This is a genomic window from Pannonibacter sp. CBAS1226 (assembly GCF_055685825.1).
On sequence record NZ_JBVOUO010000002.1, the window covers coordinates 140691 to 154769 of the forward strand.

The 14079-nt window shown below is 63.5% G+C and carries 11 protein-coding genes; 3 read left to right on the top strand and 8 right to left on the bottom strand.

The annotated features are described in order from the left end of the window. Positions 1–297: 297 nt before the first annotated feature. Positions 298–1728, top strand: coding sequence for a putative bifunctional diguanylate cyclase/phosphodiesterase (locus AC0CMF_RS07690; RefSeq protein ID WP_374631097.1), 1431 nt, complete (start codon positions 298–300; stop codon positions 1726–1728). A gap of 175 nt (positions 1729–1903) precedes the next feature. On the opposite strand, the gene AC0CMF_RS07695 is transcribed toward AC0CMF_RS07690, so the two are convergent. From AC0CMF_RS07695 to AC0CMF_RS07715, 5 genes are all read right to left on the bottom strand, one after another. Then, complete coding sequence (locus AC0CMF_RS07695) at positions 1904–2860, bottom strand: glycine--tRNA ligase subunit alpha (RefSeq protein ID WP_208977289.1); 957 nt, start codon at positions 2858–2860, stop codon at positions 1904–1906. Between the two features lie 174 nt (positions 2861–3034). Then, on the bottom strand, positions 3035–3217 hold the full coding sequence (locus AC0CMF_RS07700) for a hypothetical protein (RefSeq protein WP_050471935.1): 183 nt from the start codon (positions 3215–3217) through the stop codon (positions 3035–3037). A 96-nt stretch (positions 3218–3313) separates the two neighbouring features. Continuing rightward, positions 3314–4177, bottom strand: a complete 864-nt coding sequence (locus AC0CMF_RS07705; protein WP_374631099.1) for a S49 family peptidase — start codon at positions 4175–4177, stop codon at positions 3314–3316. A gap of 51 nt (positions 4178–4228) precedes the next feature. Next, positions 4229–4840, bottom strand: a complete 612-nt coding sequence (locus AC0CMF_RS07710; RefSeq protein ID WP_374631101.1) for a PilZ domain-containing protein — start codon at positions 4838–4840, stop codon at positions 4229–4231. A 177-nt stretch (positions 4841–5017) separates the two neighbouring features. Further along, positions 5018–6052 carry a uracil-DNA glycosylase gene (locus AC0CMF_RS07715; protein WP_050471932.1) on the bottom strand — a complete coding sequence of 345 codons (1035 nt, stop codon included), beginning with the start codon at positions 6050–6052 and terminating at the stop codon, positions 5018–5020. Positions 6053–6321: 269 nt separating this feature from the next. Between AC0CMF_RS07715 and AC0CMF_RS07720 the strand changes: the two genes are divergently transcribed. Both AC0CMF_RS07720 and AC0CMF_RS07725 read left to right on the top strand, forming a co-directional pair. Beyond that, complete coding sequence (locus AC0CMF_RS07720) at positions 6322–7998, top strand: electron transfer flavoprotein-ubiquinone oxidoreductase (protein WP_374631103.1); 1677 nt, start codon at positions 6322–6324, stop codon at positions 7996–7998. A 510-nt stretch (positions 7999–8508) separates the two neighbouring features. Then, complete coding sequence (locus AC0CMF_RS07725) at positions 8509–9741, top strand: cell wall hydrolase (protein WP_058897787.1); 1233 nt, start codon at positions 8509–8511, stop codon at positions 9739–9741. Between the two features lie 205 nt (positions 9742–9946). Here the strand turns inward: AC0CMF_RS07725 and nadC are convergent, their stop codons facing one another. The 3 genes from nadC to nadA all read right to left on the bottom strand — a co-directional run bounded on the left by nadC (position 9947) and on the right by nadA (position 13685). Beyond that, positions 9947–10807: a carboxylating nicotinate-nucleotide diphosphorylase gene (gene nadC, locus AC0CMF_RS07730; RefSeq protein ID WP_374631105.1), complete on the bottom strand. Its 861-nt coding sequence runs from the start codon at positions 10805–10807 to the stop codon at positions 9947–9949. Beyond that, entirely contained in the window at positions 10804–12456 is a 1653-nt protein-coding gene (locus AC0CMF_RS07735) for an L-aspartate oxidase (RefSeq protein WP_123193683.1), read from the bottom strand. Before AC0CMF_RS07735 ends, nadC begins: the two co-directional genes overlap by 4 nt. 143 nt (positions 12457–12599) lie before the next feature. Continuing rightward, a complete protein-coding gene (gene nadA, locus AC0CMF_RS07740) occupies positions 12600–13685 on the bottom strand; it encodes a quinolinate synthase NadA (RefSeq protein WP_141658900.1) in 1086 nt (361 codons plus the stop codon). Positions 13686–14079 lie beyond the last annotated feature (394 nt).

Consider the following 14079-nt stretch of genomic DNA (forward strand, 5'->3'; position numbering starts at 1 on the left):
GCCTTTTCCGCCGTCAGCGCAAATTCCGTCGGGGTATGTTTCGGGGGCGTGTGCAGATTTAAGAGGTTCGTTTCATGCTTTTTCAATGGGATTCAAGAGATAATCTATCGAGAGCAGTTTGGAGTTCGCCCTAACTTGGCAAAAATACCAGTAACAAAAAGCCTGTCTGAAATAATACTTTTGATATCAAGTAGCAAGTTCTGCTTACCTGTAATTGTGTCTGCTGTTCTGTTTATTATATTTTTGGTTGCAGCTTCTGCTTTAGCCACTGAACAGGGTGATTGGCCATATGCCACTGTGATCGTTCTCTCCTTTCTGTCCAGCGCTGCTGCCGGGGCGTGGGTTGGCTCTGTCCGCAAGACACATGAACTGTCCGATGCCCTGGAAGAAGCAGAGGCCTCGCTGACGGAGGCGCAGGCGCAGGCCCAGCATGATCCGCTGACCGGCCTGCCGAACCGGCGTCATATCGAAATGGTGTTTCCTTCCATGGTGCACATGATGGAGCCGGACGAGTTCCGCGCTGTCATCATGATGGACATCGACGGCTTCAAGCCGGTCAACGATGTCTATGGCCACAGCTTCGGCGATCTTCTGCTCAAGGAGTTCGCCGGCCGCCTGATCGAGGCCGTGGGCGAGGGCGGGCTTGTCGCCCGGCTGGGGGGGGATGAGTTTGCCATCGTCACCGGGGTTCTGGCCAACAAGGACGCGGCTGCGGGCGTCGCACGGCGGGTGCTGAACCGGGTGCAGGAGCCCTTCCTCATCGGCGCCCGGCAGGTCACGGTGGGCTCCGGCGTCGGCATCGCCGTTTTTCCGGACAATGGCTATTCCATCGTCGAGCTGCTGCGCCGGGCCGATGTGGCGCTGTACCGGGCCAAGACGTCCGGCCGTTCCACGTTCCGCTTCTTCGAGACGGAAATGGATGCGGCGATCCTGCACCGCACGCTGCTGGAGCAGCGGCTGCGCGGGGCGATTGCCAGCAACCAGATCAGCCCCCACTTCCAGCCGATCTGGAACCTGCGCAGCGAGAAGATTGCCGGCTTCGAGGCTCTGGCCCGCTGGACGGACCGGGACTTCGGCAAGGTGCCTCCCTCGCATTTCATTCCCATCGCGGAAGACTGCGGCCTGATGCCGGAGCTGACCGACCACCTTCTGACGAAATCCTGCGAGGCGGCACTGCGCTGGCCTGACGGCGTCTATCTGTCTTTCAACCTGTCGCCGGTGCAACTGCACGACCGGATGCTGCCGCTGCGCATCCTGACCATTCTGGGCAACACCGGCTTTCCGCCGGAGCGGCTGGAAATCGAGATCACGGAGAATGCCCTGATCAAGGACCCCAAGACGGCGCGGGAGATCCTCGGTCAGCTTTCGGATGCGGGCATCCGCATTGCGCTGGATGATTTCGGCACCGGACACTCCAGTCTCAGGTATCTCAGGGACTTCCGTGTCGACCGCATCAAGATCGACCGGTCCTTCATCGCGGGCATGGGAGAGGGGGGCGAGAACGCCGCCATCGTCCGCGCCATTCTGGGGCTTGCGGCGGGCCTTGGTATCGAGGCCATTGCCGAGGGGATCGAATTGCAGGAGCAGCGGGCGCAGCTGCGCCACGAAGGCTGCAACTACGGGCAGGGTTTCCTGTTGTCCCATGCGGTCAGCGCGGAAGATGCTTATGCCCTGCTCTGCGCCAACATTGCCCGCCAGCAGAGCCTGGATGCCTCGTCTCCTGCTTGAGCATTTTCAAGGCGTCAAGCCCGTGCGGCGCTTGAGCATTTTCAAGGCGTGATGCGTCAGCATCGAAAGCCTTGGTATCAACATCGAAAGCCCTGGTATGAGGCGCAAAAAGGGGCACCCGCTGTGCGGATGCCCCTCTGTCATGTCTGCCGGATTTTGACGGTGAAAGGCGGTCTCAGCCCGAATAGCCGATGCCGCCCGCTGCCGTCTGCAGGAAGGCGCCGCCGCAGGCCTTGGCCAGCTCGCGCACCCGCAGGATGTAGCTCTGGCGTTCGGTCACCGAAATGACGCCACGTGCATCCAGCAGGTTGAAGGCGTGGCTGGCCTTGATGCACTGGTCATAGGCGGGAAGCACCATCTGATGCACATCGGCGCCGGCCGCTTCCTTAGCCGCTTCGCCAGCGGCGAGCAGGCGGCGGCATTCTTCCTCGGCATCGCGGAAGTGGCGGAACAGCATCTCGGTGTCCGCATGCTCGAAATTGTGCCGCGAGTACTCCTGCTCGGCCTGCAGGAACACATCGCCATAGGTGATCTTGTCCGCGCCTTCGCGGCCGTTGTAATTCAGGTCATAGACGTTATCGACGCCCTGAATATACATGGCCAGGCGCTCCAGCCCGTAGGTCAGTTCCCCGGAGACGGGTGAACACTCGAAACCGGCCACTTGCTGGAAATAGGTGAACTGCGACACTTCCATGCCGTCACACCAGCATTCCCAGCCAAGGCCCCAGGCGCCGAGGGTGGGGCTCTCCCAGTCGTCTTCCACGAAACGCACGTCATGCACCGACGGGTCGAGGCCGATGGCATAGAGGCTGTTGAGGTAGAGTTCCTGCAGGTTCTCCGGCGAAGGCTTCAGGATCACCTGAAACTGGTAATAGTGCTGCAGGCGGTTCGGGTTCTCGCCATAACGGCCGTCGGAGGGGCGGCGCGAGGGCTGCACATAGGCTGCCTTCCACGGGCGCGGCCCAAGCGAGCGCAGCGTCGTCGCCGGATGGAACGTGCCTGCTCCCACTTCCATGTCATAAGGCTGCAGCACGACGCAGCCCTGATCCGCCCAGTAGCGCTGCAGGGTCAGGATCAGCGCCTGAAAGGAATTTTCAGGGCGCATGTGGTCCGGAAGGGTTTCATTCGGCATCTGGCATTTCCCGGTCGTTCGAGACGGAGAGGGCACGGCGCAGCTGGCCGCCGCCCTGATTGGCCGGAGAGGTGCCACGGAGGCGGGACAAGGTCAAGCCGCACCCGCACGCAGGCGCGTGATTTGGGTGCCTGTAAGCCTTAGGGATCAGTCCTGCGGCTGGTAACGGCCCAATCAGTCTTGCGGCCGGTAACGGCCGGTGCTGGGGTCGAGCTTCAGCGTTACCGGAATGGGTGTGCCCGGCGCGGGACGAACCTTCGACAGGCGCTGGTCCACCTTGGCCATCTCACGGCGCATGACGCGGGCAAGAAGGAGACCGGCGGTTCCGGCAAGGGCGAGGATGGCGAGAGGATGCATGAGGAATATCTCCAGATGATGTGCAATCCTCCCGCCCGATCGTGGCGGAGGCAAGGCAAAACGGGCCTCAAGGTGTGGCGTCCCGGTCAAAAAATGTCACAGACCGTAACGGGCCCACAGGCTGCGGCTTTCGAGGGCGCCCAGCACGTCCTCTGTCAGGGCGCCTGCGTTCAGCGTGGTCCCGAGGCTGCTGCCAACGCCGCCTGAGGATCTGCGGCCGAACAGCCCGCGCGGCTGGCTGATCAGCACCGGCTGCGCCTTCTCGCCGAACCGTTCCTTCAGCACGGAGACAAGATCTCCCTCCCTGTCGGCAAGGCCAAGGCTGCAGGCGGTGCGTCCGGTCCAGAACAGGCCGCTGAACAGATCCGGATCCTGTGAGAGCAGCTCCCCGCGCCGGTCCTTGACCATGGAGATGAACACGTCGTGGATTTCGGCCTGCAGCGACTTCAGGTGCGCCACGTCTTCCGGGTTCTCCGGGCTGAAGGCGTCCAGCGACACCTTGCGGGTGCCTGCGGTATAGACGCGCCGTTCCACGCCGATCTTGCTGATGAGTTCGGTAAAGCCAAAGCCAGCGGAGACGACGCCGATGGAGCCGACCACGGAGGACGGATCGACGATGATTTCATCGCCTGCGATGGCGATCATATAGCCGCCGGATGCCGCCACATCCTCCACGAACACAAGCACCTGCTTGCCATGTTCTTCGGCAAGGGCGCGGATGCGCGTATAGATGAGGCGGGACTGCACGGGTGAGCCGCCGGGCGAGTTGATGATCAGCGCCACGGCCGGGGCCTTCTTCATCGAGAAGGCCCGTTCGAGCGGTTTGGCCACGGACGCGAGCGTTAGGCCGCTGCGCAAAGGGCCGGTACTGCCAATGACGCCCTGCAGGCGGACCACAGGAATGGCGGTGCCGCCGCGCCCGAGGAGTTTCTGAAATCTGTTCTTGAGTGCTGTCAGCATGAAATCCCGTTCCGGCTTGCCAGGGCAGGCGGTGATGCCTGCCAGTGAGCATTAGATAGTGCCGCGCGCGAGAAAATCAGCCTTTGTCTTGGCCGCCAGCTGACTGACAGCTTCCCAGTTGAGGCGCAGGCCCGCCCCCTCATCGTCGCACCACATGACTTCCGCCACGATGGCGCGGGGCATGCCCAGCACGCGCAGATGGATGGTCTTGCCCAGATGCTTGACGCCGGCCGCCTGTACGCGGCATCCGGAACGGGCGGCATCAACGATGCGCCCCGTGACGCGGCGTGTGCGTTCAGGGTCCGTCAGCACCACCTGGATCGAGACGGCGCGGCGCGCTTCCTTGCGCTGGCTTTCGGCATCGCCCGCCACCCCTGCAAAGACAATCGTTGCGTCATTGCCGTTGATAGAAGTCACCGTTGCTGCGCGGAGGCTTTTTTCGTCGCTGAAGCGCAGGGCGATGTTCTTCTGCAGCAGCGTGATATCGGGAGAGGAGAGAAGGCACCCCCACTGTGTGAGGTTGCTGATGGACGCCGGAATGCAGGTCAGGCGCTCGATGTCGATGGCCAGAACAGTCTGAGCCGCTTGCGTATCAGGTGCAGGCTTGGCCCTGCGGGGGGCTGCGAAACCGGATGGGATCCCGGCCGCTGCAGGCTTGACCACGGCCACAATTCCGCCGTCTGGCCCGGATGGTTTTTCCGGCGCCTTTTCCGCTGTCTGGTCCGGCCTTTGCCGCCTTGTCGAGAATGCCGTATCTGTCATCGCCCACGATGCCCCGCCCAACATAATAGAGCTAGCTGATACAACTTTAACAATGGGTATACTTAAGGGCTCGCCCGGTCATCCAATTGCGTCACTTGCGCTGGAAAGTGCTTGTCTCAACGCAAGGAAGTCCCGCCAGGCAAGCCGTTTTTCCAGCGGGCTGCGCAGGAGATAGGCCGGGTGATAGGTCGCGATGGCGCGGATCTTGCGGCCGCCCGCATCATAATCCATCCAGCGCCCGCGCATGCGGCGGATGCCATCCGTGTTGCCTGTCAGCGCCTTGGCGGACGCAGCGCCCAGGAAGACCAGAAAGTCCGGGTTGGCCAGTTCGATCTGCCGGGCGATGAAAGGACGGCAGATTTCCGTTTCCTGCGGTGTCGGCGTGCGGTTGCCCGGCGGGCGCCAGGGCACGACATTGGCGATATAGACGGAAGATCTGTCGAGCCCGATGGCCGCCAGCATCCGGTCCAGCAACTGCCCGGAGCGGCCGATGAAGGGCACGCCGGACAGATCCTCGTCCCGGCCCGGCGCTTCGCCCACCAGCATCACCCGGGCGGACGGGTTGCCATCGGCAAAGACCAGCGACTTGGCGGTGAGGCGCAGATTGCAGCCGTTGAAGGCGGCAAGGCAGGCCTTCAGGTCTTCCAGCGTTGCGGCTGACTTTGCCGCTTCGCGGGCAGACTTCACCGCCTGTTCGCCGGGGATGACCGCCGGATCCGTGGAGGCAGAAACAGGTGCCTGCGCCTGCGGTTCGGGCGCTGCGTTGCGGTTGAGTGACGGCAGGTTGAGAGGCGGCGGGGCGGCTTGACCGGCAATGCGTGACTGAACCGGACCCTGACCGTAATCTTGCGGGCTGAAACCGCCGCCGCGCGGGTCCGCCATGCCAGGGCCTGCATCAAAGCTGCGGCCCGGAGCTGCCGGCATGCCCTGCGGCCCCGGCGCTCCGCGCGACTGGCGCGCCATCGCAGCCTGCTCTGCCTCCAGCGCCGACTGGGCAAAACGGTCGATGACGTCATCTTCCACCCAGCCATCCACACCGGCGCCCTGAAGAAAGTCCAGAAGCGCCTCGATGTGCCGGGCCGTCAGGCCAGATGCTGAGAAAGACGTGATCATGCCGCCAATGTAACGGGAGATGGCGCAAACACAACATGCCTTGCCCCGCTCTCCCGTGATATCGGTTCCATTCCTGCGGCAAGCTGACGGGTTGACTAACGCTTACGTTAACGTAAAGTCTCAACCAGCCGAAACGGAGGAATTGCAGGTCCACTTGAGCTGCTCTAAAGAGGACGCGACGCTTAGACAGTCAAGCGGGCAGGGTGGGGCCGCCTGCTGCAATTGCGCCAGTCTGTTCGCAGTCTGGCGTGCTTGAGAGGGAGAGTGCGATGACGGAAGAGCTTGAGCTGCCCGAGCGCGAAAGCATGGATTTTGACGTGGTGATTGTCGGTGCTGGCCCCGCAGGCCTTTCCGCCGCCATTCGCCTCAAGCAGATTGCCAACGAGAAGGGCGAAGAGCTGTCCGTCGTGGTCCTGGAAAAGGGCTCGGAAGTGGGCGCGCACATTCTCTCTGGCGCAGTCATTGACCCGATTGCCCTGGACCGCCTGCTGCCGGACTGGCGCAGCGAGGACACGCCGATCAAGACGGCGGTGACGGCTGACCATTTCCTCGTGCTTGGACCTGCCGGTTCCATGCGCCTGCCGAATGTTCTGATGCCCAAGCTGATGAACAACCACGGCAATTACATCGTTTCGCTGGGCAATGTCTGCCGCTGGCTGGCCACCAAGGCCGAAGAGCTGGGCGTGGAGATCTACCCCGGCTTTGCCGCCGCCGAAGTGCTCTATGACGATGAGGGCAAGGTTGTCGGCGTTGCCACCGGTGACATGGGCATTGGCCGTGATGGCAAGCCCAACCACAGCTACACCCGCGGCATGGAGCTGCGCGGCAAATATGTGCTGATTGCCGAAGGCGTGCGCGGTTCGCTGGCCAAGCAGCTCATCTCCCGCTTCGAGCTGGACAAGGATGCGGATGTGCCGAAATTCGGCATCGGCATCAAGGAACTGTGGCAGATCGATCCGGCAAAGCACCAGCTGGGTCTGGTGCAGCATTCCTTCGGCTGGCCGCTGGACAACCGCACGGGCGGCGGCTCCTTCCTCTATCATCTGGAGGACAATCAGGTCGTCGTTGGCTTCGTGGTGCATCTCAACTACCAGAACCCGCACCTGTCGCCCTTCGACGAGTTCCAGCGCTTCAAGACCCATCCGGCGATCCGTGACACCTTCGAGGGCGGCAAGCGCCTTGCCTATGGTGCACGCGCCATCACCGAGGGCGGCTACCAGTCGGTGCCGAAGCTGTCTTTCCCCGGTGGCCTGCTGATCGGCTGCTCCGCCGGTTTCGTCAACGTGCCGCGCATCAAGGGCTCGCACAACGCTATGCTCTCCGGCATGATCGCGGCCGAGCATGTGATGGAGGCGCTGGGCCGGGGTGAGGCGAATGCTGAACTGACGGCCTTTGACACCGCCTGGCGCGAAAGCGACATCGGCAAGGACCTGAAGAAGGTGCGCAACGTCAAGCCGCTGTGGTCTCGCTTTGGCGCGGTCATGGGCGTCATGCTGGGCGGCCTCGACATGTGGACGAACGAACTGTTCGGCTTCTCCTTCTTCGGCACCATGAAGCACGGCAAGACCGACGCGCAGAGCCTGAAGCCGGCTGCCGAGTGCAAGCCGATCGCCTATCCCAAGCCCGATGGGGTCGTCTCCTTCGACAAGCTGTCCTCGGTGTTCCTGTCCAACACCAACCATGAGGAGGATCAGCCGGTCCACCTGAAGGTGAAGGACATGGCGCTGCAGAAGGCCTCCGAGCACGACGTCTTCGGCGGCCCGTCCAACCGCTATTGCCCGGCCGGTGTCTATGAATGGGTCGAGGAAGGCGAGGGCGCGCCCCGCTTCCAGATCAATGCGCAGAACTGCGTCCACTGCAAGACCTGCGACATCAAGGACCCCAACGGCAACATCACCTGGACGGTGCCGGAAGGCTCCGGCGGTCCGAACTACCCGAACATGTGATCCTTCTTCAGCCCCCGGCGAGCCCAGCTTTCCGGGGGCTGTTTTTGGGCAAACAGGAACATTCCCGCGCCGTCCCGCAGATTCTGCGTCGTCCCGGACGAAGCGAAGCGGAGATCCGGGAACCACTCGCTTCCAGAGCGATGAGAGGTGTTGACGCCGGAACGGCTTGCATCGGGCGAGAGCCTGCCGCCAGGCTCCGGGCAATCGCCCTTCTCTGCAAACGAGTAGTCCCCGGCTCGCGCTACGCTTGGCCGGGGTGACTCAGTGCTGGTTATAGCGCCGGTGCATGGGCGTATGGCGGCAGGTGGGGGCTTTGCTGTGCAAATCATTCAACGCCTTAACCATGTCCAGCGTCCGCAAGAAAAAATAACGCAGGGGCAGGCTGGAAATTTCGCGGCATTAACTCCTTCTCAAGGTTAACAGGACAAACTCAAGGTCAAGTCTTGATGGGATGTCCCCTGTTGCGTTCGCGGCCCTGTAAAGGCGCGGAAGGTTGGAGTTGCGTTGCGTATGTTCGGCCCCGTTTATCTCTGCGGCAAGCCCATCCGTCCGCGCCGGCGCTTCAAGCTCCGTCACGCGCTGGCCGCCGCCCCCCTCGCGTTCATCGGTCTCACCGGCTCCATCGGCCAGCAGGATATCAGTGCACTGATGTCAGCAGGCGGCATGCCGTCCTGGATGCAGGCGCTGGAGACCGTCGATTTCAGCTCGCAGCTGCCTCCCACTTTGACACTGGCACAGGCAACGCCCCTGCCGGCGCCGGAGCTGACGCTGGAAGGCGTCACTGTATCGGCACCGCAGGGCATGCAGAACACCGTGATCAAGGGGCTTGAGCCTCTGGTGCGCGAGACGCTGCCGACGGAAGTGCCGGATGAGATCCGGATCAACCGCACCGGCAAGGGCGACCGTTTCATGTCCATGGCGCCGGACCGGGAAATGCTGGAGCAGGCCTCCGGCTCGGTCTATGCCATGGCCAGCCTCATTGGAAACGGCGGTCAGGCCGACATGCCGCGCGTTGCCTTCGTCAAGCCCGAGCCGCTGACGGCCGATCAGCGCAATCAGTTTGCCAGCGCCGCCAAGCAGCCGAAGGGCGGCCGCAGCAAGGGCACGGAGGAAGCGGGCGAGCCGATGGATCTGCAGCGCATGATGATGGCGCGCAACGCGGCTGCAGCCGGCTTCTCGCTGGTGTCAGCCTATGCGCCGGAAGCGGCCGATACGTCCCGCGATCCGTTTACGGCTCTGTTCGGTCCGCAGTATGAAGTGGACCTGCCGCCGCCGGAAGATCCGCAGAACCCGCATTGGTGGGCGCAGAAGCCGTTGCCGCTGTCTGTTGTGGAACCCAAGGAACAGCGCTGCATGGCCGAGGCGATCTACTTCGAGGCACGGGGCGAATCCGAGGAGGGGCAGGTCGCGGTGGCTCAGGTGGTGCTGAACCGGGTGAAGAACCCGGCCTATCCGAACTCCATCTGCGAAGTGGTCTATCAGAACCAGAACAGGCGCAACCAGTGCCAGTTCTCCTTCGCCTGTGACGGCATTCCGGACCGGATCACCTCGCAGGCCGCCTGGACCAAGGCGCAGCGCCTTGCCAAGGAAGTGGTCTCGGGCCAGCAATATCTGAAGATGGTGGATGCCTCCACGCACTATCACGCCACCTACGTGAAGCCGCGCTGGGCCGGTGAAATGAACAAGCGCGGCCAGATCGGCCTGCACATCTTCTACAAGACCAAGGCTGGCGGCTGGAACTGAGGCTGATCAGGAAATGTGAGGGGCAGGAGAACTGCCCCTCCGTCGTCGTCCCGGACGCAGCGAAGCGGAGATCCGGGACCGGTGAGCCGAGGTTTACCTGTTCTATAACGTCCTGAACCAATTGACACTCCGGCTCGCCGGTCCCGGATCGCGCGGGGCGCGTCCGGGATGACGATGGAGAGGTCAAGGCACTGGTTCCGCCCAATCACCCGATGCCGATATCGAGCCCCAGATCGAGAACCGGGGCGGAGTGGGTGATCCAGCCGGAGGAGATGAGGTCGACGCCAGCCTCGGCCACGGCGCGCACGGTGGTCTCGTCGATGCCGCCCGAAGCTTCCAGCAGCACCTTGCCGCCGGCGATGGCGACGGCCTCGCGCAGGCGGTCCGGGCCCATGTTGTCCAGCATGATGACGTCGGGCTTTGCCTCCAGCGCCTCGCGCAGCTGGTCCAGCGTGTCCACTTCCACCTCGATCTTCACCAGATGCCCGGCAAAGGCCTTGGCCGAGTGGATGGCTTTGGCGACGCCCCCTGCAACGGCGATGTGATTGTCCTTGATCAGGATCGCATCATCGAGGCCGAAGCGGTGGTTGGAGCCGCCGCCGCAGCGCACGGCATATTTTTCGAAGGCGCGCAGGCCCGGTGTCGTCTTGCGGGTGCAGACGATCTTCGCTTTCGTATGTGCAATCGCATCGGCAAAGCGGGCTGTTGCCGTGGCGATGCCGGAGAGGCGGCCCAGATAATTCAGCGCCACGCGTTCCGCAGCCAGCAACGCCCGTGCCGGGCCATCGATGCGGGCGACGATGGCGCCCGGCGTCAGCCTTGCGCCGTCGCGGACCAGCACGTCCACCTTGAGCTTTGGCGAGGTGAGGGCAAAGGCGGTGATGGCAAGGTCGATGCCCGCCAGCACGCCGTTCTTGCGCGTGGCGATGACGGCGCTTGCCGATACATCCGGGCCGATGGTGGCCTGTGAGGTGATATCCCCGGCGCGGCCCCAGTCTTCCAGCAGGGCAGCGCGCACGGCGTCTTCCACCATCAGATGCGGCAGTTCGGGCAGGAAGGCGGTCATGCGCCTTCTCCCGCCATGTTGGCGAGGTCAAAGGCAGACAGCGGATCCTTCACCGCCTCGCTGGCGCCTGCTGCGGCTGCGTTCACCTGATCCAGGGTCAGGAAGCTGCGCTTGGCCTGTGCCGGATCGGCCTGCGGGAAGTCGGAGCGGTAATGCGCGCCCCGGCTTTCCTTGCGCAGGAAAGCGGCTGCGGCCACGATCTTGCCCGCAATCATCATGTTGCGGATGGAGGTGCGCTGCACCCGCAACTCGGCGGCCGCAATGCGGGCGAGGGCGGTCTGCAGCCCGTCCGCATCCCGCTCCACGCCCACCAGATCATTCATGGTCTGGCGCAGGATGGAGATGGCGGTACGCTCATCGTGGTTGCGCTGGCTGGGCAGGCCGGGTTCATCGTCCAGCTCTTCCCAATAGGCGGTGCGCGGGGTCGGCATCAGGCCCTGAATGTCCTCGGCGATGCGCGCGGCAAAGACCACGGCTTCCAGCAGCGAGTTGGAGGCCAGCCGGTTGGCGCCATGGGCACCGGTGGAGGCGACTTCGCCCGCCGCCCACAGGCCGTCCAGCGAGGTGCGCCCGTTCGCGTCCGTCAGCACGCCGCCCATGTGATAATGCTCGGCCGGGGCAATCGGGATCGGCTGCGTCACCGGGTCGATGCCCGCGGCAATGCAGGTGGCGTAAACGGTGGGGAAGTGCTCGGCAAAGCCTGCGCCGATCGCCTCGCGGCAATCGAGGAACACGCCGCGCCCGGCGGCCCGCTCGCGGAAGACGGCGCGGGCGACGATGTCACGCGGGGCCAGTTCGGCCAGCGGATGCACCTTCTGCATGAAGCGCTCACCGGCGGCATTCACAAGGATCGCGCCTTCGCCGCGCAGGGCTTCGGTGGCCAGCGGTGCCGGATCACGGCCAAGGTCCAGTGCCGTCGGGTGGAACTGCACGAACTCCGCATCCGCCAGAACGGCCCCGGCGCGGGCTGCCATGCCGAGGCCGTGGCCATTGGCCTCGCCCGGATTGGTGGTGACGGAATAGAGATGACCGATGCCGCCGGACGCCAGAACAACGGCCGGTGCCTGGAAGGCGAGGCGCTCCAGCCCGCCGCGGCGGCGGGCCATCACACCCGTGACATAGCGGCCTTCGGTAATGAGACTTTCGCCGAGATACCCTTCGATAACGCGGATGGACGGCGTGTTGCGCACTGCCGTCACCAGCGCATCCATGATGGCGCGTCCGGCCATGTCGCCGCGCACCCGCACCACGCGGCTCTGGGAATGGGCGGCCTCGCGCGAGACCTGCAGGCGGCCCTCCAGATCCTTGTCGAAGGGCACACCGTAGCTCAGGAGGTCATGCACCCGGCGCGGCGCTTCCGCCGTCATCATGGCAACGATCTTGTCCTGGCAGATGCCGCCGCCCACGGCCAGCGTGTCGGCGAGATGGCTTTCGGATGTGTCCCCGTCGGAAACGGCAGCGGCAATGCCGCCCTGCGCCCAGGCCGAGGAAGCCCCTTCACCGATCGGCGCATTGCTGATGATGGTGACGGGGCGCGGGCTGAGTTTCAGCGCGCAGAACAGGCCTGCAAGACCGCCTCCGAGGATCACCACATCGTCCACGCCGCGCGCAGACAGGGAGGGGGCCAGGATTTCGCTACGTATTGCCATCGCAGGGGCTTTCCAAACGGCGCCGGAAGGCAGCTCCGCCTCCGGCCGCAAGGCCGCACCCGGACAGATGGGGGGAGGGAGGGTCCGGGCGGGTCAGAAAACAGGACAGGCCGGCGCGCCAGGGTGACGCGCCGGCTTGCCGGTCAGCTCTTCAGGTTGATCATACGTTCCACCGCCCGGCGCGCAAGGCCTGCAACGGCGGGATCAACCGTGACTTCTTCCTTCATCTCGATCAGGGCATCGAGGATCTTGGACAGGGTGATGCGCTTCATGTGCGGGCACAGGTTGCAGGGGCGGATATAGTCCACGCCCGGCGTTTCGCTCGCCACATTGTCCGCCATGGAGCATTCGGTGATCATCATCACCTTGGCGGGCTTCTTTTCCTTCACCCAGTCGATCATGTGCTTGGTCGAGCCGGCAAAGTCTGCCTCATCCACCACTTCCGGCGGGCATTCCGGATGGGCAATGATCTTCACGTCCGGATCGATCTTGCGGTAGTCGCGCAGCTCCTGCGCGGTGAAGCGCTCATGCACTTCGCAGGCGCCATCCCAGACCAGAACTTCCACGTTGGTCTTGCGGGCGACATTGGCAGCCAGATACTTGTCCGGGATCAGGAACACCCGGTCCACGCCAAGGCTCTCCACCACTTCGACGGCATTGGACGAGGTGCAGCAGATGTCGCACTCGGCCTTCACGGCGGCAGAGGTGTTCACATAGGTGATGATCGGCACGCCGGGATTGCGCTCGCGCAGGGCACGCACATCTTCGGCAGTGATGGACTCGGCCAGCGAGCAGCCGGCGCGGCTGTCGGGGATCAGCACTGTCTTGGACGGGTTGAGGATCTTGGAGGTCTCGGCCATGAAATGCACGCCGCACTGGACGATCACGTCCGCGCTGGTGCGCGTTGCCTCGATGGCCAGCTGCAGGCTGTCGCCCACCACATCCGCCACGCCGTGATAGATGTCCGGCGTCATGTAGTTATGCGCCAGGATGACGGCGTTGCGCTCCTTCTTGAGCTTGTTGATCGCATGGATCGTCGGCGCAAGAGCGGGCCACTCGATGGCGGGGATGATGTGCTTGACCTTCTCGTAGATGGGCGCCGTTTCGCGCGCCACCTCTTCCGTATAGGCCAGGTCCGGACGGTTCACCGCACCATGACGGTCAATCGCCAGCTCCGCTGCAGGCCTGACCTCGCAGGCGGAACGTGAGGAAATCAGCGTGGTAGCCATAGGGCCGTACTCCCTTTGGAGCTCAGATCTATTATGCTCATTTTGAGCATATGGCCGGTAAAAGAAAACGGGACTGACCGCCCCTTGCCTGCCACCGTCTTTTGCTCTTCCTGAGCTTATATAGTCTTGCCCGCAGACCAAATCCACACTTTCTGCAGAAAAGTGTCATATTTTTGAAAAGATGATATTTTCCAGAGGCTTGTTTGTGTGCTGGCAATGGGTTGCGGATTGGAGGCGAGGCCGTTCCAAAACAAAGCCCCCGTTCAGACGGCCCATAAGAAGCTCTCATCTCTGCATCACAAACATTCACTTGAGTGACAAAGGCGCAGGCGCATAGTAGCGGGCGAGGGGCTCATCACACGGCCCGGAGTGTGTGAAACAGGGAAACCGGGTC